The sequence below is a fragment of the Ureibacillus chungkukjangi genome, from assembly GCF_003217295.1.
GTDB lineage: Bacteria > Bacillota > Bacilli > Bacillales_A > Planococcaceae > Ureibacillus > Ureibacillus chungkukjangi.
Map to the genome: position 1 here is coordinate 130,927 of NZ_QJTJ01000006.1, position 20,182 is coordinate 151,108.

The window sequence follows — 20,182 nt, forward strand, 5'->3', positions numbered from 1 at the left end:
AGGAGGTGAAAATGTGAATATCGGAATCATGCAATTATCAAATATTAGCATCAGCTCTAAACCAACTGCTAAAAGCCAAGGATCAGCTACTTCAACTCAAACAGCTGAGAAGACAAATAGCTTTGGCGATGTTTTTAACAAAGTGATTAATGCTTCCTCTAAAACTGAACAGACAACTGTAAAGGAAAGTAAGATTGAATCTGTAGATGTGGAAAAGCTAGATGACCTATTAAACTCTCAATCTATTGAAGAAGTACTAGATTTACTGGGCATTCCACAGGATGAAGGGCTACTAATGCTTCAGGACGGTCAAGCAGTTGCAACAGAGGAGCTCATGAATTTAGATAGCCTATTAGCAGTGTTAGGAATTGAACAGGCGCAATTAGTAGAAACTATCAAGCAGCTTACAGGTAGCGAAATGGAAGGCTCACAGGATTTATGGCAGCTTATTAACGAAGTGTTAGGGCAAGATACAGAAATCGTACAACAGCTAATAACTGCTTTACAGGGTGAACAAAAGGTGACCCCAAAGCAAGCAGAGGAGCTATTACAGTTTTTAAAACTAGCTCAAGTAAGTGGGAAGAATACAGACTTGTTTAGTGGACAAGCTGCTACTTTGGATCAGTTAAATAACATGCTAAAAAATGTTGCAGCACAAGCTAGTACACAGATTACACAAACTACTGAAAATAAAGTATCTTTACAGGGCTTTGAGCTGGTAGTTCAAAAAATAGTTAAAACAACTACTGAAACTGTAGAAAAAACAGAAACAGCCGATACTAATAAAGCAACAGTGGTTCCAACAACTAGTGTGACAAACGCAACAAAAACCATAACGATTACGCTTCCAACAGAAAAGGGCGCGCAATCGGAAGCACTTGCTAAAGAAATGCAAAACTTGCTTAATAGAAGTCAAATTTCTAGCACACCTGGTATGACGAAGCTTCTACTCAAGTTATATCCAGAAAATCTAGGGTCAATTCGAATTGAGATTATGCAGCAGGATGGCGTTCTATCTGCTCGATTGCTGACAACAACAGCAATGGGGAAAGAACTACTAGATAGTCAATTGAACCAGCTGAAAAATGCATTTGCAAATGCGAATATCCAAATGGATCGCATTGATATAGCACAAAGTCTTCAGGAAACCGACCGTAACAAGGAACAAAATCAATTTGGTCAGCAGTTTAAGCAACAGTCAAAGCAACAAGAGCATGAGCAGGATGACCACGAAGAGGAATCAGAAAAACTATCCTTTAGTGATTATCTAATAAACGAGGAGGTGTAGAGAATGGCAACTGCAGGTATTACTAATGATTATTACTTAGCTTCAACTAAAGGGCCAAAGATTAGTACAACGGGTGATAATTCTACTTTAGGTAAAGATGCATTCTTGAACATCCTAATTACTCAATTACAAAATCAGGATCCAACAAAGCCGATGGACGATAAAGAATTTATATCTCAAATGGCTCAATTCTCTTCTTTGGAGCAAATGCAAAATATGACGACATCCATGCAGAACTTACTAGTTTCGCAGAATGAAACTCAACTAATGGGGTATACATCATTTATCGGAAAAGAAGTGAAATGGAACGAAGTAACATCTGAATTTGACGATAAAGGAAACTATATTGTTAATGAAGGTACTGGGGTAATTAATGAACTGAAATTTAAAGATGGTGAGCCTGTTTTCATTCTAGCTGATGGAAAAGAGATTACAGCAGGAAATATCTCATCACTTTTAAATAATAGCTCAAAAACAAACGAAACTACTGAAAATCCATTAGTAGCAGCTAGTCAGTTAATCGGGCAAATGGCGCAATACCAATTAAACGGTGAACAGCTAACTGCAAAAATAGAGTCAGTTTCAACAAATGGTAGTTTAATAGAATATATTTTAACGAACGGTACACGTTTGCAAAAGGATCAATTTAATTTATTAAGTGAATAGGTTGGTGACAATGATGAATCGATTTTCTATTCAGCACTTGCCATTACAACCAACTGTACAGACTCAAAAGAAATCGACAGCAATCACTCAAGGAAATCCAACTTTTGTCGATCATTTACATGAGGTAAGCAGCAAAAAGCTTAAAATCAGTAAACATGCAAATGATAGAATACTAGAAAGAAAAATTTCAATTTCAGACCAAGAGTGGCAGCAAGTGTCGGACAAGGTATATGAGGCACGTTCAAAGGGCGTAAATCAACCACTAGTCTTGATGGATCAAGCGGCATTAATCGTAAGTGCTAAAAATGAAACGGTTATAACAGCGATGGAACGCTCAGAAACAAAGAATCAGTTATTTACAAATATCGATGGAACAATCGTCTTATAAAGGCAGGACCAGTATGAAGTAACAAAAAGCTTCAGATAGGATGCCTTCCGTGTTGCCGAATGACAGACGTAGCACACCAAAACAAAAAACAAACAAAAATAACGGATAAATCGAGAGGAGAACATAACAATGTTACGTTCAATGTATTCAGGTATTTCTGGTTTAAAAAACTTCCAAACTAAGCTTGATGTAATCGGGAATAATATTTCAAATGTAAATACTTACGGATTCAAAAAGGGTCGTGTAGTATTCAAGGATTTAATCTCACAAACAACTGCTGGTGCTTCTGGTGTAACTGATACACGCGGGGGAGTTAACGCTAAACAAGTTGGGTTAGGCTCACAAATTGCTGCAATTGATACAATTCATGGTACTGGGGCACTTCAAACAACATCTCGCACATTAGATTTAGCTATCTCTGGCGATGGATTCTTTATGGTTGGTGATAACACTGGCGCAGCAGCCACTTCTACTGTCAATGAAGTAGATAACGTGAGATATACAAGAGCAGGAAACTTCTATATGGATGCTGAAGGCTATATTGTTGACGGTGAAGGTAAATATTTAGCTGGTGAAAAGTCAAGAACTGGTACTGCTCCAAATATTCAAGTTGTTACAGAGAGAATACAGGTCCCAACTGATGCTCAATCTATGAGTATTGGACAAGATGGTACTGTAAGCTATGTAGATTCAACTGGAGATTTACAAACAGCAGGTAAGCTTGTATTAGCGAAGTTTCCTAATACAGGAGGCTTAGAAAAAACTGGTTCTAACTATTACCAACCATCATCTAACTCTGGTGACCCATTATTTGGTACAGCGACTGAATCAGGTATCGGCTCAGTTCAATCTGGATTCCTAGAAATGTCAAACGTTGACCTTTCTGAAGAATTTACAGACATGATCGTTACACAACGTGGTTTCCAAGCAAACTCTCGTATCATTACAACTTCAGACGAAATCCTGCAAGAGCTTGTTAACTTAAAACGATAATCTAGATAAAAATAATTCATTTGACGGATAAGTTAGCGTAAAACTTTCTTATCCGTATAATTGCAACTAAGGCTCAACGCAAAAAGGTAAGGCGATTACCCAAGTTTTCTAATAAGGGAGGGTCGGGTCGGCTTCACAGGACACGAGTCCCGGCCCAATTATAATGATCCAATTAACAAGATTAAATGGAAAAACTTTTTCATTAAATGCATTATACATAGAATCAGTTGAGTCATTTCCGGACACAACAATTACATTAACAAATAGTAGAAAATATATTGTCGTTGAAAGTGAAGAAGTGGTAGTAAGTAAAATAGCAAAATTTTATCAAAGTATTCAAGTATTATCCAACCCGCATATCCGAGGTGATGACGATGAAAAACAATAAATTATTAACTGTAATGCTGATTATTTTAGTAACTATTACATTAATAGGGGTTGTAGTTTTTGTTTTATTAACACAATTTAATAAACAAACAACAACAGCTTCAGAAGAGCCGACAATTGATGAGATTGTAGAATCTTCTGTTGATGTAACAGAAATCACAACAAATTTAGCTGATAATCGAATTATTATGCTTTCACTAAAAATTCAAACTGATAGTAAAGAAGCTGCTGCTGAATTAACAAAGCGTGATTTCCAAGCAAAGAATCTTATCATTACACAGCTGTCTGAAATGACAGAGGCCGATTTAAAAGGTAAGGATGGTAAAGCAACTTTTGAATCTACTTTAAAATCACAACTAAATGAACTGATGCAAGAGGGAGAAGTTAAGGAAGTTTACATTACCTCCTACATCATACAGTAACCCAAATGTGAAACATCTTGAAATGGAGGTGGGCAAATGGCAGGAGATGTATTATCCCAATCCGAAATTGATGCGCTACTTTCTGCAATATCAACCGGTGAAATGTCAGCGGATGAAATGAAAAAAGAAGATGAAACGAAAAAAGTTAAGATTTATGACTTTAAACGAGCTCTTCGTTTTTCAAAAGATCAAATCCGAAGTTTGACCCGTATACACGAAAACTTTGCAAGGCTATTAACAACATTCTTCTCAGCACAATTGAGAACCTATGTACAAATTACAGTAGCCTCTGTCGACCAAATACCTTTTGAAGAATTTGTTCGGTCAATTCCTAACATGACATTAATAAATGTGTTTGAAGTACCGCCGCTAGATGGTAATATCTTAATGGAGATCAATCCAAATATCGCGTACTCCATGCTAGATCGTTTAATGGGCGGAAGTGGTTCAAGCTATAGTAATGTAGCTAATTTAACTGAAATTGAACAAAAAATAATGACTAGTTTATTTGAGCGTTCCTTTGATAACCTACGAGAAGCTTGGGATACAATTGCTGAAATTGACCCAATCTTAGTAGAACTAGAAGTGAATCCGCAATTTTTACAAATGATTTCACCAAATGAAACGGTAATCGTTATTTCGTTAAATACAATTATTGGCGATACAACTGGAATGATTAATATTTGTATTCCACATGTTGTGCTAGAGCCGATTATTCAAAATTTATCAGTTCAATATTGGATGCAATCTAATACAAAAGAAGCTTCACCAGAACAGGCACAAATGTTAGAAAGACGAGTAAAGCAAGCAGAATTACCTTTGATTGCCGAACTTGGTACAACTAATATTACAATTGAAGATTTTCTTTATATGAGCTTTGGTGATGTCATTCAATTAGACCAAAATATTGAAGAACCACTTGTTTTAAAAGTAGGTAGTATACCGAAATTTACTGCACAGCCAGGAAAACGAAATAAAAAAATGGCAATCCAAATTATCGCACCATTAGAAGGAGGAGACGAAGATGAGTGATGGTATGCTCTCCCAAGAAGAAATTGAAGCGTTATTAAGGGGTGAATCGTTAGACGATAAGATTAACGATTTAGCATCTGAATCTTCTACAGAAAACGAACCACTACGTGTTGAAGACTATTTAGATCCTATGGAGCAAGATGCTCTGGGTGAAGTAGGAAATATCTCGTTTGGTAGCTCAGCAACAGCTCTTTCTACACTTTTAGGACAGAAAGTAGATATTACAACACCAGTCGTTTCAATTCTTAATAGAAATTTTTTAGAAGAAGAATTTCCACACCCTTATGTAGCCGTACAAGTGGAATATACGACAGGCTTATCTGGAGCAAACCTTTTAGTTATTAAACAAGAGGATGCTGCAATTATTGCAGACTTAATGCTTGGTGGAGATGGTTTAAACCCAAGTATTGATTTAAGTGAAATCCAGCTTAGTGCAGTTCAAGAAGCGATGAACCAAATGATGGGCTCAGCTGCTACTTCAATGTCAACTGTATTTAACAAAAAAGTAGATATTTCACCACCATCAATTGATTTAATGAATATCTCACAAAATGAGGGAACTGATCAAATTCCTGAAGATGACCTATTAGTGAAGGTATCATTCCGACTTAAAATTGGGTCATTAATCGACTCAAACTTAATGCAATTATTCCCACTTCAATTTGGGAAAAAACTTGTTAAGTCACTACTTGGTGAAGACGATTCTGCAGGAGAAGCCCAAGTACAGCAGCCAACGCAGCCTGTTGCACCTGCACCACTAGCACAACAACCGGTACAACAGCAAATGCAACAGCCGCCAGTACAGCAACAGCCTACTTATCAGCAGCCACCTGTTTACCAACAACAAGCTGCTACAACTTACCAAGAACCACCAACAAGCTATGCGATGCCTACATATCAACAACCGCAGCAGCCTGTGAATGTTCAACAAGCACAATTTGCATCCTTTGGAAACGCACCAATTTCACAGGATGAGGCACGCAACTTAAATATGCTGCTTGATATCCCATTACAAGTGACGGTTGAACTTGGACGTACAAAGCATTCGGTTAAAGAAATATTACAATTAGCATCAGGTTCAATTATTGAGCTGGACAAGCTAGCTGGTGAACCAGTGGATATTTTGGTGAATAGCCGTTTGATAGCAAAAGGAGAAGTAGTCGTAATCGATGAAAACTTCGGTGTACGTATTACGGACATTATGAGTCAGGCAGAACGATTAAACAATTTGAAATAGGATTATTTGGAGGGAATTTACATGTCTAAAAGGATTTTAATAGTAGACGATGCAGCATTCATGCGCATGATGATTAAGGATATTCTAACTAAAAACGGTTATGAGGTAGTTGGAGAAGCAGCAGATGGACTTCAAGCTGTAGAAAAATTTAACGAGCTTAATCCGGATTTAGTAACAATGGATATTACGATGCCTGAAATGGATGGAATCGCGGCTCTTAAAGCCATTAAATCATCACACCCAAATGCTACAGTAATTATGTGTTCTGCAATGGGACAACAAGCAATGGTAATCGACGCTATCCAGGCTGGAGCAAAAGACTTTATCGTAAAACCATTCCAAGCTGATCGTGTAATCGAAGCAATTCAAAAAGCATTAGGTTGATAAAATGAAAAGAAAAGGTTTTGCAATAGCGCGTGTTCTTTTTGCGATCATGATAGCATTAGCTTTTCTAGCACCAATGAATTTTGCATCTGCAGCAAAAGGTAGCCAATCGGTTACTGAATGCTGGCAAAATCCTGAAGCAGAAGGTTGTGAAGACTCAAACCCTGCTGCCGAAGATGAGAATTCTACTTCGGCAAACGTGGGTCTGGGTCTTTGGGATTACATGAAAATGTTATTCTCCCTTGTCTTTGTACTTGCACTTTTAATCTTTGTTCTTAAATTTCTCAACAAAAAAAGTGCAAGCTATCAACAAAACAGTGTCGTGCAAAATATCGGCGGCATTTCTGTTGGGGCACAAAAATCAGTTCAATTGCTTCATATTGGCGATAAATTATATATTGTCGGTGTTGGAGACGATGTACAACTCATTAAAGAAATTGATAATCCAGAAGAAATTGAGCGATTATTAGAAATTTATAATGAGAAGCAATCATTTGTAGATAGCACGACACCATATATTTTAGACCTAGTTAAAAAGCTAAGAGGCAAAAATACAGAAGAACAAACAGAAGAAAAAAAGTCAAATCAAAACTTTGGTGAAATGTTCAATAAACGACTTACAGAGCTTACAAAGACACGTAAAAGCGAATTGGATAAATGGAAGGAAAAGGAGAGGGATAAGTAATGGAAGATTTTATGTCCTTCTTTTCTGAAAACGATCCGACCAATGTTTCGACTTCTGTTAAGTTACTTCTATTATTAACTGTACTATCATTAGCACCAAGTATTTTAATCTTGATGACATCCTTTGCACGAATTATGATTGTGCTTTCCTTTACAAGAACCGCGTTGGCAACCAATACCTCTCCACCAAATCAAGTGCTAATTGGATTAGCATTGTTTTTGACGTTCTTCATAATGGCCCCAACCTTCCAACAGGTAAACGAACAAGCACTTCAGCCGTTATTTAATGAAGAAATAGGTCTGGAAGAGGCGTACGAAAAAGCTGCCCTCCCTTTTAAAGAGTTTATGGCACAGCATACACGGCAAAAGGATTTAATGCTTTTCTTAGATTACAACCAAGCCGAAAGACCAGCTTCAGTGGAAGATATTCCACTAACCATGCTCGTACCGGCATTTGCCTTAAGTGAAATAAAAACAGCCTTTCAAATAGGATTTATGATTTTCATACCATTCTTAGTGATTGATATGATTGTAGCCAGCGTCCTGATGTCTATGGGGATGATGATGCTACCGCCAGTTATGATTTCACTGCCTTTTAAAATCTTATTATTCATACTAGTAGACGGATGGTATTTAGTAATTAAATCTTTACTTCAAAGTTTTTAGGGGATGATATAAATGACGCAGGAAATGGTCATTGCAATTGCAGAGAGAGCGATATGGATTGTCCTCCTAGTTTCAGGACCGTTGCTTCTAATTGCACTTGTCGTTGGTTTGATTGTAAGTATTTTTCAAGCAACAACCTCCATACAAGAGCAAACACTGGCATTCGTACCAAAAATAGTTGCAGTTTTAGTAGCGATTGTCTTTTTTGGGCCATGGATGATAGAGCAATTGACTACTTATGTGACTGACATTTTAAATAATTTGACACGGTATATAGGGTGAGCTAATGACAGAAATCATTCCTGAAATCTCCGTCTTATTATTAATTATCGTCAGAGTTTCTGCTTTTTTTGTATCAGTCCCTTTTTTTTCTTACAGTAGAATCCCTCCTCAGGTGAGGATCGGATTAGCCGTTATTTTTTCTTGGATGATTTATTACACATTTAGTGATGTACAAGCGATTCCAATGGACGGAGATTACATATTACTTGTTTTAAAAGAAGCAATCATTGGGGTACTGATTGGTCTTGTTGCCTATATAATGATGACGGCTGTTCAAATTGCAGGGGGCTTTATCGATTTTGAAATGGGTTTTGCCATGGCTAATGTAATTGACCCACAAACCGGAACACAAACTCCTTTAATGGGGCAATTTTTTAATTTCCTTATCCTGTTTGTTTTAATTTCCATAAACGGTCATCATTTGATTTTAGATGGGATTTACTATAGCTATCAATTTTTACCCATGAATCAAATTTTCCCTGATTTTACGAATGACAATATCATCGAGTTTGTTATTAGAACGGTCGGCTCTGTATTCACGGTAGCATTTCAAATGGCAGCCCCGGTTGTTGCCACATTATTCTTAGTAACGATGGCTTTGGGGATTACGGCAAAAACAGTACCTCAGCTCAACATATTTGTTATTGGGTTTCCCATAAAGATTGCAGTAGGTTTCCTGGTTTTAATTATTTCAATGGGTGTAATGATTGAAGTAATGGAAAAAGTAATAGAAATGATGATACTTTCAATGCGAGATTTCATGCGTTTGTTAGGTGGTGTATAAAGCTTGAAGCTATTAATGACGTTAGATCTGCAATTTTTTGCAGGGGATAAGACGGAAAAAGCAACACCGAAAAAGAGACAGGATGCCAGAAAAAAAGGACAGGTTTTAAAAAGTCAGGATGTAACAGCTGCCATCAGCTTGTTATTGCTTTTTATGTTTTTATATTTTACTGGTCCTATGATGATTGAAGGGTTTTTTAGCTTTTTACATCAGTTCTTTGAGAGAAATATCTTAATTGAGACAATAACAGCTGATACAGTCATGCAAGTATATACGGATTCATTAAAAGAAATGGCACTTATTATTTTACCGTTCATGGCTGTTGCAGTAGTTGCTGGTGTAGCTGCAAACTTCATGCAATTCGGCTTTCTTTTTACAATGGAGCCCATGAAATTAGATTTAAAAAAGATGGATCCTATTAAAGGTATTAAGAAAATAATCTCTGTACGAGCAATTGTAAACTTAATCAAATCTCTATTGAAAATATCATTTATAGGGACTGTGACTGTTGTTATTATTTGGATGAACCTAGAGGAAGTATTATCGTTATCATTCCAAAGCCCTTGGGATACATTAACTACAGTGGCTAAACTAACAGGCATTATGGGGATAGCCGCTTCTTTAACACTTGTCGTTATATCATTAATAGATTACATATATGAAAAATATGAGTACGAAAAACAATTGAAAATGTCAAAGCAAGACATTAAAGATGAATACAAAAATGCTGAAGGTGACCCGAAGATCAAATCGAAAATTAAGCAGCGTCAAAGGGAAATGGCTATGCGAAGAATGATGCAGGAAATTCCAAATGCAGATGTAGTCATTACTAACCCAACCCACTATGCAATCGCCTTAAAATATGACGATCAAAATATGGAGGCTCCTAAGGTTATTGCAAAAGGAACAGACTATATTGCTCAGAAGATTAAATTGATTGCAAAGGAAAATGACGTTGTAATGGTAGAAAATCGTCCACTAGCTCGGGCGATGTACGACCAAGTAGAAATCGATCAGCAGGTACCAGAAGAATTTTTTAAAGCGATAGCAGAAATACTAGCGTATGTATATCGTATAAAGCGTAAAATTTAGACCATAGTAGGAGGGAAAAACATGAAGATTCGTGACATAGGTGTTTTAGCTGCAGTAATTATGATTGTAGCTATGCTCATTATCCCTCTGCCGACATGGTTATTAAGCTTTTTAATCATTATCAATATTACATTGTCATTATTAGTATTATTAGTGGCCATGAATATGAAGGAAGCATTAGATTTTGCCATCTTTCCCTCAGTTATTTTGTTATTAACATTATTCCGTTTGGGTTTAAGTATATCTACTACCCGAGCAATCCTTGCACAAGGGGATGCTGGGGATGTTGTTGAAACGTTTGGTCAATTCGTAACTGGTGGGAATATTTTAGTCGGTTTAGTAATTTTCATGTTATTAGTTATTATTAACTTTATCGTAATTACAAAAGGTTCTGAACGTGTAGCTGAAGTAGCAGCACGTTTTACTTTAGATGCAATGCCTGGGAAACAAATGAGTATCGATGCAGATTTGAATGCAGGGATGATTTCTGACAAAGAAGCAAGAGAACGCCGTGACAAAGTATCGAGGGAGTCCGATTTCTATGGAGCGATGGACGGGGCAACAAAATTCGTTAAAGGTGATGCGATTGCCTCGATTATCATGGTTTTTATTAACTTACTTTTCGGTATAATTATCGGGATGCTTCAGCTTGGCTATGAAATGGCAGATGCGGCTACACATTTCTCTACTTTAACTGTAGGGGATGGATTAGTTGCACAGATTCCTGCGCTATTAATATCGACAGCAACAGGGATTGTTGTTACCAGAGCTGCTTCTGAAGGAAGTCTAGGAGCAGATATTTCAAACCAATTATTTGCTCAATCGAAGTTACTTTATATTGCTGGTGGCTCAATTCTTCTATTAGGTTTATTCACGCCACTACCAGAATGGATTACGATGCCAATCGCTGCAGTCTTAATCGGTGGTGCATACATGATTAATAGCAGGGAAAAGAAAACAGAGGATCCAGAAGAGTTACTTGAAATCGAAGAAGAAGTGGCAGCTGATACGATGAAAAGTCCAGAAAATGTTGTCAATCTGTTAAATGTAGATCCGATTGAATTTGAATTTGGATATGGTCTGATTCCTTTAGTTGATGCAAGTCAGGGCGGGGATTTACTAGATCGGGTTGTAATGATTCGAAGACAATTGGCACTGGAGCTTGGAGTTGTTATTCCAGTTGTTCGTATTCGGGATAATATTCAGCTACAGCCAAATGAGTATCGTATTAAAGTAAAGGGTAATGAAATGGCAAGAGGCGAATTACTTCTGGATCATTATCTATCGATGAGCCCAGGAGATGACGATTCGATTGAAGGAATTGATACAATCGAGCCTTCCTTTGGTTTACCTGCAAAATGGATTACAGAGAAGGTAAAAGAGGACGCGGAAATGCTTGGTTATACCGTAGTAGATCCACCTAGCGTAGTTTCCACTCACTTAACTGAAATTATCCGTGCGAATGCTCATGAATTACTAGGTCGTCAGGAAACAAAACAACTGATCGACCACCTACGAGAAAATTACCCAATTTTAGTGGAGGAATTAACGCCAACACCTTTATCAATTGGAGAAATTCAGAAGGTATTAGCAAAATTATTAAGAGAAAATGTATCTATCCGTAATTTACCTATTATTTTTGAAACATTAGCGGATTATGCCAAATTGACAAGCGATACAGATGTTTTGACTGAATACGTTCGTCAAGGCTTAGCAAGACAAATTACATCGCAATATGTTGCTGGTGGAACAAGCTTAAAAGTTATCACGATTCCGGGGAAAATAGAGAAGCTAGTTGCCGATAGCATTCAGCAAACAGATCACGGCAACTATTTAGCAATGGATCCTCAGGATTCTCAAAATGTATTAGAGGCAATTGCAAGGGAAGTAGAGAAGGTATCCTTTATGGAGCAATCTCCAATCATTCTATGTTCACCAGGGATACGAATGTATTTAAGACAGCTGACTGAACGTTACTTCTCACAAATCCCGATATTGTCCTATAACGAATTAGATTCTAATGTTGAAATTCAAAGTGTTGGAGTGGTGAATGTAGAATGAAAATGAAAAAATATACAGCACCATCTATTCCAGAAGCCATGAAATTAGTACGAGCGGAATTAGGTGAAGATGCAGTTATCATCAATTCTAAAGTTGTCGTTACAAAAAAGCTGTTCGGTCTGATAAAACAAAAGAATTTTGAAGTACTTGCTGGAGTGGACCAGGTGGAGACAAAAATAATGTCTCCACGTCTTCCGGATTTACAAACAAATACAAACCAATATCAGGAACCTGAGGAACAGCCGAAGTTACATATTGATGATACATTATCGAAAGAGTTGAAAAATGAAATAGCAGACTTGAAGTTGATGATGAAATCGATGCAAAAGCATACAATTCAATCCGAATTGCCAGAGAATTTCTTGCCTTATATTGACTTCTTGAAACGTCAAGAACTTAGTGAAGAGCTCATCACGGCAATAAGTGATGAGCTTTTTGTGCATCAAAAACGAAAAGGTACACTATTAATGAGAGAAGACATGAAGGAAATTACGAAAGAAGTACTCCGTAAAATGCTTTTTGACCTTCCAATGGGTGGACTTTCTTATGAGAAAAAGTATATTAATGTTTTTGGACCAACAGGAGTTGGGAAAACAACAACAATTGCCAAAATGGCAGCAAGAGCAGTATTAGAGAAAAAGAAAAAAATCGGATTTATCACGACAGATACGTATCGAATAGCGGCCATTGAACAGTTAAAAACCTATGCGAATCTTCTGCAAGCTCCAGTTGAAATCGTCTATAATGCCAATGATTATAAGAAAGCGATTGAAAATTTTGCTCATCTTGATTTAATCTTTATCGATACTGCGGGCCGAAACTATAAAGAAGCAAAATATGTAGATGACCTTATGCAAATGATTAACTTCGATGAGGAAGCAGAATCGTATTTGGTATTAGCTTTAACAGCTAAAGAAAGTGATATGGAAGCAATAATCCAACAATTTAGTGAAATACCAATAGGTAAATATATCTTTACTAAGATAGATGAAACAAATTCTATTGGCACGATGTATAATTTAATGATTAAATATAATAAAGGACTTGCTTACTATACGAATGGACAAGAAGTACCAGAAGATATAGAAGTAGCCGAATTAGAAAAAGTACTTGAATTGTTCTTTCAAGGAGAATTTTAATGAGAGACCAAGCTGAAAACTTACGAATGAAGATGCTGGAGAGTCAAGGTGTGCTAGGCCGATCAATTGCAATTGTGAGTGGAAAAGGTGGCGTAGGAAAAAGTAATTTCTCTACAAACTTTGCCATTAATCTCTCAAAATTAGGTAAGAAAGTCGTCGTTTTAGATATGGATATTGGTATGGGGAATGTTAACATACTGATAGGTAAAACTGCTCAGTACAATTTAAAGCATTATTTGTTTGGTGAAGCAACTTTAGAACAAGTGATGTATGAGGGTCCACATGAATTAAAATATATTTCAGGTGGGTCAGGCATGTCGTCTGTAATGGAATGGTCAAAGGATATGGTGGAGGCATTATTCTCTGCATTTGAGCAATTACAAAAGTCCTTTGACTATATACTTTTCGATATGGGAGCTGGTGCAACAAATTGGTCCCTAGATTTGATCAACTCAATTGATGAAATTATTGTGATTACCACTGAAGAACCAACGGCCATAACAGATGCTTACTCTATGATGAAGTATATCCATGTAAGAGATCCGGAAAAAACAGTTTACTTATTATGTAATCGAGCTTATTCCAAAGAAGAAGGCCAAGAAACCCTAAACCGTTTGGATAGCACGATGAAGCAGTTCCTTAAAAAAGAAGTCATTATTCTGGGTTCATTACCAGAAGATCCTGTAGTACGAAAATCAGTACGTGAACAAGTACCATTTTCTATTGCATACCCAGAGAGTCATATTTCGAAAACATTAAAAGAGATGGTTCAGCAATTTGTAGACCGTAATCAGGTTGAGGTTCATGGATATAATAAGAAAAATACGTTTTTATCAAAATTACGCGGCATTTTTTCGAAGGGGAGTGATTAATTGGAATTCTCAGGAAAAAGCAAGCTTTTAGTTGTGGATGACTCTGCTTTTATGAGAAAGCTAATTAGTGACTTTTTCATAGACCATCCGAAAGTAGAGGTTGTTGGAACTGCACGTAATGGTAAAGATGCGATAAAGAAAATTCTGAGCTTAAAACCTGATGTTGTAACAATGGACGTTGAGATGCCAGAGCTAAATGGTCTGGATGCATTAAAGGAAATTATGAACATCTCTCCAGTGCCAGTCATTATGCTGTCCAGTACGACCCTTCAAGGAGCCGAAAACGCACTAATCGCGATGGAAAACGGTGCAGTTGATTTTGTAGCTAAGCCAAGTGGGAACATTTCACTGGATTTACACAAAATCAAGGAAGAATTAGTACATAAAGTGGAGTATGCAGCACATGTCTCAGTTAAAAAGCTGAAAAATACAAAGCAAATTGATGTGCCTAGTCAAAATAAATTACCAGTGGAGAGACCTTTAAGTAAAAGTCAAACTCCACAAGTCACACAATCTGACGATATAAAAAAGAATGCATGGAATAAAGTGAGTAAAAAAATCGTATTAATCGGAACTTCAACTGGGGGGCCACGAGCTTTACAAGAGGTTATTACAAAGATACCTGCCTCCATTAAAGCACCAATTTTAATCGTACAGCATATGCCCGCTGGTTTTACAAAATCTCTAGCAGACCGGTTAAACCAACTGAGCCAAGTTAAGGTAAAGGAAGCGGAGCATGGTGACCTATTACAAAACGGTGTTGCATATGTAGCTCCAGGTGGTAGTCACCTAAAGCTTGAGAAAAAAGGAGTATCCTTTGAGATTATTTTAGATCCAAATGAGCCTCCTAGATCAGGGCATCGTCCAAGTGTAGATGTTATGTTCGAAAGTGTAAGTAAAATCACTGAATTCGATAAGGTCGCTGTCATCATGACAGGTATGGGATCGGATGGTTCAAAAGGTCTTATTGAACTAAAGCAAAAAGGAAATGTAATGGCGATTGCAGAGTCAGAAAAAACGTGCATTGTATATGGAATGCCCAAAGCAGCCGTAGAAACAAAGCATGTCAATGAGGTTGTAGATGTTGACAATATCGCTGCAGCTATTATGAAATATTTGCCCTAAAAAGGAGTGTTTTCTAAGTGGAACTTAATCAATATATAGAAATGTTCATCGAAGAAAGTAAAGAACATTTACAAGCATGTAGCGACAATTTGTTAGAGCTTGAAAAAAATCCAAATGACTTAGCAATAGTAAATGAAATATTCCGTTCAGCTCATACATTGAAAGGTATGTCTGCAACAATGGGGTATGAGGATCTTGCTGATTTAACTCACAAAATGGAAAATGTACTTGATGCGATTCGTAACGAAAAGATTCAAGTTAATGCTGAAATTTTAGATGTAGTTTTTGAATCCGTAGACCACTTAGAAGAAATGGTTATGAACATTGCTGATGGTGGCGATGGGAAAAAGGATGTTTCAGCAACCGTTGAAAAGCTAAAGCGCATTGAATCAGGTGAAGCGATTCAGCAGGCTGCAACGACAGCAACAACAGCTGCAGCAGAGGTTGCAGCTTCTTCGGCTGTATTAGATAGTGCACTTCAATTACATTATGATGATTTTGAAAAAACAGTAATACTACAATCAACAGAGCAAGGCTTCAATGCTTTTGAAATCGCTGTAACGCTAACTGACAGCTGTCTTTTAAAGGCTGCTCGTGTGTATATGGTATTTGACATTTTAGAGAAAAATGGAGATGTCGTAAAATCCTCTCCAACAGTAGACAAGCTTGAAGAAGAACAATTTGACCAAGACTTTAAAGTAGCTTTAATTACTCAAACAGATGCTGACGAACTACGTAGCAAAATCATGAAGGTTTCTGAGGTTGAAAAGGTTTCAATTACTCAGATCTCTAATGATTTATTTGTTCAGTCTGCAGTTGTAGCAACAGAAGAGTTTGTAGAATCTGTAACAGAGGAAACTGCACTTGTTCCAAAAGCAGAAGTGAAAAAAGAAGAGGCTCAAAAATCGACTTCAGCAAAGCATGCTGCAAGTAAAACAATACGTGTAAGTATCGAGCGTTTAGATATTTTAATGAATCTTTTTGAAGAATTAGTAATCGATAGAGGACGTCTTCAGTCTATCGCAACTGAAGTTAATCACTCAGAGCTCAATGAAACAGTTGAACGAATGAGCCGTACAATGGGTGACCTTCAAAATATCGTCTTAACAATGCGTATGATTCCGATTGAAACAGTATTTAACCGATTCCCTAAAATGGTTCGTACATTATCTCGTGATCTTAACAAAAAGATCAACCTAGAGGTTATTGGTGCTGAAACGGAATTAGATCGTACAGTTATCGACGAAATTGGAGACCCATTAGTTCACTTAATTCGTAATTCAGTTGACCATGGTATCGAAAGCCCTGAAATTCGCCGTGCAAATGGTAAGCCTGAAGAAGGTAACGTTACATTACGTGCATATCACAGCGGGAACTATGTATTTATCGAAATTGAGGATGACGGTGCCGGCATCAATCGTGAAAGAGTTCTGAAGAAAGCCATTTCTAAAGGAATTGTAACGAAAGAATCTGCACTTTCTATGTCCGACAAGCAAATTAACGAATTAATCCTGGCTTCTGGATTCTCAACAGCTGAGGTTATTTCAGATATTTCTGGACGTGGGGTAGGTCTTGATGTTGTAAAAACAACAATCGAATCTCTAGGCGGAAATATTTCAATTGAATCAACAGAAGGTGCTGGATCGATCTTCTCAATTCAGCTTCCATTAACACTATCGATCATTTCTGTAATGTTGGTTGAAATTGAACAAGAAACTTATGCTATACCGTTATCTTCCATCATTGAAACATCCATTATTAAAAATAGCGATATTCTCAATGCACATAATCAAAAAGTAATCGATTTCCGAGGAAAAGTAGTTCCACTTATCTTCTTAGATGAAATCTTTGATGTACCAAGAACTGATAACAATGCGGATGAATATCATTCAGTTGTTATTGTTCGTAAAGGAGACAAGCTTGCCGGCTTAGTAGTGGATACATTCATCGGTCAGCAAGAAATCGTATTGAAATCATTAGGTGATTACCTATTGAATATCTTTGCAATTTCAGGTGCTACGATTTTAGGAAACGGTAAAGTTGCTTTAATTGTGGATTGTAATGCGTTAATGAAGTAATGAATTGAAATGAAAGAGGTGTAGTTTATGACTGCTGTAGACCAAGAGTACTTAAAGGTGATTGTTTTCCAACTTGCGGATAAAGAGTATGCCATTCCAGTAGCGAATGTACAGGGAATCGAAAAGCTGATGCATATTACTCGTGTTCCGAAAACGCGCGAATTCATTAAAGGTGTTATTAATTTGCGCGGAGTCGTAACACCAATAATCGATTTACGCGAACGCTTTGGTATCCCAGTATCCAATCATGAAGAAACAACAAGAATTATTATTATCACACTTGAAGAAATGGAAGTCGGCTTTATCGTTGACTCTGCTAATGATGTTATCGATATCCCGGCTGATGCCATTGAAGCACAGCCAGAGGTAGTAGGTTCAAATGAAGAAGAATTTATATCTGGTGTGTCGAAATTAGAAAACCGTTTATTGATCTTATTACATCTAGACAAAGTGTTAAATCCATAAATAAGAGCTGGCTAATATGTTATAGACTGGGGATTTTGCGTGATGAATGAAATTCAAAAAATAACATCATTGCATTTAGATATCCTAAAAGAGATTGGAAATATAGGTGCTGCCCATGCTGCGACAGCACTTTCCAGTTTACTCGCTAGGAAAATTGATATGCAAGTTCCGAAGGTGGAAATGGTGTCATTTGAAGAGATGATGGAGCTGGCTGGGGGAGCTGAAACCGTAGTTGTTGGAATTTTCCTTCGAATCGAAGGTGATTCTGAAGGAAGCATGTTCTTCATTTTACCAATCGAACAAGCAGACAGATTTATTCAAAGTTTAATCAATGATGACCAATTTAGCTTTAGTGATGGCAAACTAACAGAGCTAGGTGTTTCGGCAATGCAGGAATTAGGGAATATTCTTTCTGGATCTTACCTTTCTGCATTATCAGATTTTACAGGCATGAAACTATATCCAACAGTTCCTGGTTTAAGTGTTGATATGTTTGGCGCGATTATCAGTACCGGGCTAATCGAAATTTCAGAGGTAAGTGATCAAGTCATTGTCATCAATACATCCATTTTTGAAGAAGGTTTTGATAATCGTAATGAAGTTCACGGGCATTTCTTCTTACTCCCAGATCCTGATTCATTCACTAGTATTTTTAAGGCGCTAGGAGTTTCGTAAAATGATCCAATCGCGTACTGGTCAAGTTATCAAGGTTGGAATTGCTCAATTAGATATAGTTAAAATGCCAGACACAATTCGTACATCAGGCTTAGGTTCATGTGTAGGGGTTGTGTTATATGATGAAACAAAAAACATTGCAGGATTAGTTCACATCATGTTACCCGATTCAAGTTTAGCGAGAACGGAAACCATCAATGAAGCAAAATTTGCCAATACAGGCATTAAGGCACTCATTGATAAGCTGAAATTAGCTGGAAGCCAACCATCCCGATTAAAAGCCAAAATCGCTGGTGGTGCACAAATGTTCAAATTTACATCTGACAAAGATTCCATGCGCATCGGGCCACGGAATGTAGAAGCAGTAAAAAATGAACTCAGAAAAAACAATATCCCAATTATCGCTGAAGATACGGGCGGCAATAGTGGAAGAACGATTGAATTCAATCCTGACACTTGTCTATTAAATATAAGAACAGTAAATCAGGGAGTGAGCGAAATATAATGTATGGATCAATGTTTTACAACTTTTGGGCAGCCATCATTGGTTTTTCAATTTATTTCTTCAGTACGCTCTCAGGTACTTCGCTGCCATTCAATAATATACTTGGCTCCTTGATAGCGGCTGCAGTAGCATTTGTCGGCATGTTCGCCTTCCGATTTCTGCTCGGCTATATATTATACATGCCAGGCGATGAACTATTCAAAGGCTTAGACAAAGAAAACGAACGAATGCGTGAGCAATTGGCAAACAATGAAAGCGACACGGCCGATTCGGGAGTAAACAACTCAACTATGGAATTCAAGGACCAAAGCTCCGAAGAAATAGCAAAAGTCGTCCAATCCATGCTACAAGAGGAAGAATCTGTTAAGAGCTAGGTATTGACGGGAAGAAGTATCGGGGAAGTGTGATTGGGTCTTGAGCAGAAGCTTAAGATTCGAGATAACGTTTAGGGTTATTGAGGATTGAATGCGGCCGAAAATTTTGTAACACCAAAGAACCAATTTTCCTTAAGTTACTAAATACTGATACTCCAGCGAACGTATTACCACGTTTTCAAGCACAGCCCAAAGATTGAACCTTCAGGAGGATATTGTGATGTCCTCAAGGAAGCAATTCAGAATATTCAATGCCGAAAATGATAAAACTTTAAGAGTCGAGATAACGGCTCTTTTTTTTATTATGGTAGGAGGAATAATGCGACAGTAGTGGCGGAAGTTAGTGGTGAAAAGTAGCAAAGAGACGGTTAATGCGACGATTGAGCCGGATGTAAGGAGCAAAACGTCGTAAAGTGAGTGACAATGCGACAATCGAGCCGGATGTGAGGAGCGAAACGTCGTAAAGCGAGCGACAATGCGACGATCGAGAGTCAAGTCCTAGTTATTGTGTAAATTCAATACAGATGTTTTCAACTATATTTTGTGGGCATGTAAACCAACCCCCACTACATTTTTCATCCTT

The 20,182-nt window shown here is 37.3% G+C and carries 23 protein-coding genes; all 23 read left to right on the top strand.

Translation table 11 applies throughout. The features are described from left to right. The first annotated feature begins 13 nt into the window (after positions 1–13). The 23 genes from BJ095_RS07040 (at position 14) to BJ095_RS07150 (ending at position 19,599) form a co-directional block, all read left to right on the top strand. Positions 14–1,288 (top strand): flagellar hook-length control protein FliK, encoded by a 1,275-nt coding sequence (locus BJ095_RS07040; protein ID WP_107934010.1) that lies wholly within the window; start codon positions 14–16, stop codon positions 1,286–1,288. 3 nt (positions 1,289–1,291) lie between these two features. Beyond that, positions 1,292–1,954, top strand: a complete 663-nt coding sequence (gene flgD, locus BJ095_RS07045) for a flagellar hook assembly protein FlgD (RefSeq protein WP_107934012.1) — start codon at positions 1,292–1,294, stop codon at positions 1,952–1,954. A 13-nt stretch (positions 1,955–1,967) separates the two neighbouring features. After that, complete coding sequence (locus BJ095_RS07050; protein WP_107934061.1) at positions 1,968–2,342, top strand: TIGR02530 family flagellar biosynthesis protein; 375 nt, start codon at positions 1,968–1,970, stop codon at positions 2,340–2,342. A 129-nt stretch (positions 2,343–2,471) separates the two neighbouring features. After that, entirely contained in the window at positions 2,472–3,335 is an 864-nt protein-coding gene (gene flgG / locus BJ095_RS07055; RefSeq protein WP_107934014.1) for a flagellar basal body rod protein FlgG, read from the top strand. Between the two features lie 163 nt (positions 3,336–3,498). Further along, positions 3,499–3,723 carry a flagellar FlbD family protein gene (locus tag BJ095_RS07060; RefSeq protein ID WP_107934016.1) on the top strand — a complete coding sequence of 75 codons (225 nt, stop codon included), beginning with the start codon at positions 3,499–3,501 and terminating at the stop codon, positions 3,721–3,723. Beyond that, entirely contained in the window at positions 3,710–4,144 is a 435-nt protein-coding gene (gene fliL, locus BJ095_RS07065; protein WP_107934018.1) for a flagellar basal body-associated protein FliL, read from the top strand. Before BJ095_RS07060 ends, fliL begins: the two co-directional genes overlap by 14 nt. Before the next feature lie 36 nt (positions 4,145–4,180). Next, complete coding sequence (gene fliM, locus BJ095_RS07070) at positions 4,181–5,176, top strand: flagellar motor switch protein FliM (RefSeq protein ID WP_107934020.1); 996 nt, start codon at positions 4,181–4,183, stop codon at positions 5,174–5,176. After that, positions 5,169–6,413 carry a flagellar motor switch phosphatase FliY gene (fliY, locus tag BJ095_RS07075; protein WP_107934022.1) on the top strand — a complete coding sequence of 415 codons (1,245 nt, stop codon included), beginning with the start codon at positions 5,169–5,171 and terminating at the stop codon, positions 6,411–6,413. Before fliM ends, fliY begins: the two co-directional genes overlap by 8 nt. A gap of 21 nt (positions 6,414–6,434) precedes the next feature. Further along, on the top strand, positions 6,435–6,797 hold the full coding sequence (locus tag BJ095_RS07080; protein WP_107934024.1) for a response regulator: 363 nt from the start codon (positions 6,435–6,437) through the stop codon (positions 6,795–6,797). Between the two features lie 4 nt (positions 6,798–6,801). Beyond that, entirely contained in the window at positions 6,802–7,482 is a 681-nt protein-coding gene (locus tag BJ095_RS07085; RefSeq protein ID WP_107934026.1) for a flagellar biosynthetic protein FliO, read from the top strand. Beyond that, a complete protein-coding gene (gene fliP, locus BJ095_RS07090; RefSeq protein WP_107934028.1) occupies positions 7,482–8,147 on the top strand; it encodes a flagellar type III secretion system pore protein FliP in 666 nt (221 codons plus the stop codon). The genes BJ095_RS07085 and fliP overlap by 1 nt, the downstream gene beginning before the upstream one ends. A gap of 12 nt (positions 8,148–8,159) precedes the next feature. Continuing rightward, a complete protein-coding gene (fliQ, locus tag BJ095_RS07095) occupies positions 8,160–8,429 on the top strand; it encodes a flagellar biosynthesis protein FliQ (protein ID WP_107934030.1) in 270 nt (89 codons plus the stop codon). A gap of 4 nt (positions 8,430–8,433) precedes the next feature. Beyond that, complete coding sequence (fliR, locus tag BJ095_RS07100) at positions 8,434–9,213, top strand: flagellar biosynthetic protein FliR (RefSeq protein WP_107934032.1); 780 nt, start codon at positions 8,434–8,436, stop codon at positions 9,211–9,213. Positions 9,214–9,216: 3 nt separating this feature from the next. Further along, a complete protein-coding gene (gene flhB / locus BJ095_RS07105; RefSeq protein WP_107934034.1) occupies positions 9,217–10,305 on the top strand; it encodes a flagellar biosynthesis protein FlhB in 1,089 nt (362 codons plus the stop codon). Between the two features lie 21 nt (positions 10,306–10,326). Continuing rightward, positions 10,327–12,366, top strand: coding sequence for a flagellar biosynthesis protein FlhA (flhA, locus tag BJ095_RS07110; protein WP_107934036.1), 2,040 nt, complete (start codon positions 10,327–10,329; stop codon positions 12,364–12,366). Continuing rightward, entirely contained in the window at positions 12,363–13,505 is a 1,143-nt protein-coding gene (gene flhF, locus BJ095_RS07115; RefSeq protein WP_107934038.1) for a flagellar biosynthesis protein FlhF, read from the top strand. The genes flhA and flhF overlap by 4 nt, the downstream gene beginning before the upstream one ends. Continuing rightward, the gene (locus tag BJ095_RS07120) at positions 13,505–14,377 is read left to right on the top strand and encodes a MinD/ParA family protein (RefSeq protein WP_107934039.1); all 873 of its coding nucleotides are present in this window, start codon (positions 13,505–13,507) and stop codon (positions 14,375–14,377) included. The genes flhF and BJ095_RS07120 overlap by 1 nt, the downstream gene beginning before the upstream one ends. Continuing rightward, positions 14,378–15,502 carry a protein-glutamate methylesterase/protein-glutamine glutaminase gene (locus BJ095_RS07125; RefSeq protein WP_107934041.1) on the top strand — a complete coding sequence of 375 codons (1,125 nt, stop codon included), beginning with the start codon at positions 14,378–14,380 and terminating at the stop codon, positions 15,500–15,502. Between the two features lie 17 nt (positions 15,503–15,519). Then, on the top strand, positions 15,520–17,580 hold the full coding sequence (locus BJ095_RS07130) for a chemotaxis protein CheA (RefSeq protein ID WP_107934043.1): 2,061 nt from the start codon (positions 15,520–15,522) through the stop codon (positions 17,578–17,580). A gap of 27 nt (positions 17,581–17,607) precedes the next feature. After that, the gene (locus BJ095_RS07135) at positions 17,608–18,045 is read left to right on the top strand and encodes a chemotaxis protein CheW (RefSeq protein ID WP_107934045.1); all 438 of its coding nucleotides are present in this window, start codon (positions 17,608–17,610) and stop codon (positions 18,043–18,045) included. Between the two features lie 42 nt (positions 18,046–18,087). After that, on the top strand, positions 18,088–18,720 hold the full coding sequence (locus tag BJ095_RS07140) for a chemotaxis protein CheC (RefSeq protein WP_107934047.1): 633 nt from the start codon (positions 18,088–18,090) through the stop codon (positions 18,718–18,720). Position 18,721: 1 nt separating this feature from the next. Then, positions 18,722–19,225 carry a chemotaxis protein CheD gene (locus BJ095_RS07145; protein WP_107934049.1) on the top strand — a complete coding sequence of 168 codons (504 nt, stop codon included), beginning with the start codon at positions 18,722–18,724 and terminating at the stop codon, positions 19,223–19,225. Between the two features lie 11 nt (positions 19,226–19,236). Then, the gene (locus BJ095_RS07150) at positions 19,237–19,599 is read left to right on the top strand and encodes a hypothetical protein (RefSeq protein WP_146223202.1); all 363 of its coding nucleotides are present in this window, start codon (positions 19,237–19,239) and stop codon (positions 19,597–19,599) included. Positions 19,600–20,182 lie beyond the last annotated feature (583 nt).